Here is a 1669-nt window from a genome sequence, read left to right on the forward strand (position 1 = left end):
CACAAAGCTCCACGGACATATAAATACGCTAGTGTTCGCGCGTTTTTCGGAATACGACTTCAGGGTGCCGCTCGGCCGCCAGCTGGAGATTAACCATAGTTGGCGCGATATATGTCAAGTTGTCACCGCCGTCAAGCGCGAGGTTGTCATGACACTTTTTCTTAAACTGCTCAAAAGCCACACTGTCTTCACTATCAACCCAGCGCGCCGTTGCAACTGAAATAGGCTCATACATAGCATCTACCTTGTATTCAGCTTTAAGTCGATGAACGACCACATCAAACTGCAACACACCCACTGCACCAACAATCAAATCATTATTCGCCATCGGTCTGAACACCTGAACAGCCCCCTCTTCCGACAACTGGATGAGACCTTTATTGAGCTGCTTCGCCTTCAACGGATCATTCAATCGAATCCGACGAAATAATTCCGGCGCAAAATTAGGGATCCCAGAAAACTTCAGCGCCTCGCCTTCGGTGAACGTATCACCAATCTGAATCGTTCCATGATTATGCAAACCAATTATATCTCCCGCATATGCGGATTCAGCATTCTCTCTATCACCGGCCATGAAAGTTACCGCATCAGAAATACGAACATCCTTACCCATTCTCACATGCTTCATCTTCATGCTTTTCCGATACTCACCCGAACAAATACGCATGAATGCAATTCGATCCCGGTGTTGCGGATCCATATTCGCCTGAATCTTAAAAACGAAGCCACTAAACTTCTCTTCTAACGGCTCGACAACACGCTGATCTGTTTCTCGTGACTGGGGAGCGGGCGCCCACTTTGTCAGCCCGTCTAGCATATGATCCACCCCAAAATTTCCAAGAGCAGTCCCGAAATAAACTGGAGTAAGCTCACCCGCTAGAAACAGCTCCTGATCAAACTCATGTGAAGCACCTTTTACGAGATCGATCTCATCTCGCAACTCCTCGGCATATGCTCCCAGCTTCTCGTCCAACAACGGGTTATTCAAACCCTCAATGATCTCTGAATCTTGGATACGATGCCCCTGCCCAGTCTTGTAAAAATAAGTCTTGTCTTCGTAAAGGTGATAAACGCCCTTAAACTCCTTACCCGAGCCGATTGGCCAAGTGATCGGTGCGCACGCAATCTTAAGAACATCTTCTACTTCATCCATCAACTCAATTGGATCACGAATATCTCGATCCAATTTATTCATGAAAGTGATAATCGGAGTGTCTCGTAAACGCGTCACCTCCATCAGTTTAATCGTCCGCGCCTCAACACCTTTGGCCGAGTCAATCACCATTAAGCAGGAATCAACGGCCGTCAATGTACGGTAAGTATCTTCTGAGAAATCTTCGTGCCCGGGAGTATCCAAAAGATTCACGAGCTTTTCGTTATAAGGAAACTGCATAACAGACGTTGTGACCGAGATACCGCGCTCTTTTTCCATCTCCATCCAATCTGATTTCGCATGCTGGCCACTCTTTTTACCTTTTACCGTCCCAGCTTTTTGAATCGCCTCGCCGAACAAAAGAACTTTCTCGGTTATCGTCGTCTTACCGGCATCTGGGTGAGATATAATCGCGAAGGTTCGACGATTCTTGATTTCTTCTGCAAACTTGGCATCAGCCATGGTAATAATTAATCCTGTAGTGCTTTGGGACACGCCGGCTTGCTTCTTTCTAAA

General features: G+C 46.7%; 1 protein-coding gene. It reads right to left on the reverse strand.

Going from position 1 to position 1669, the window contains the following annotated elements:
* Positions 1–28: 28 nt before the first annotated feature.
* Positions 29–1615, reverse strand: a complete 1587-nt coding sequence (gene prfC, locus A3750_RS11990) for a peptide chain release factor 3 (RefSeq protein WP_068466095.1) — start codon at positions 1613–1615, stop codon at positions 29–31.
* Positions 1616–1669 lie beyond the last annotated feature (54 nt).

The sequence above is a fragment of the Oleiphilus sp. HI0079 genome (assembly GCF_001635105.1).

Excerpts from the sequence above, each read along its gene's own strand:
- prfC (WP_068466095.1), bottom strand. The coding sequence starts at position 1,615 with ATGGCTGATGCCAAGTTTGCAGAAGAAATCAAGAATCGTCGAACCTTC.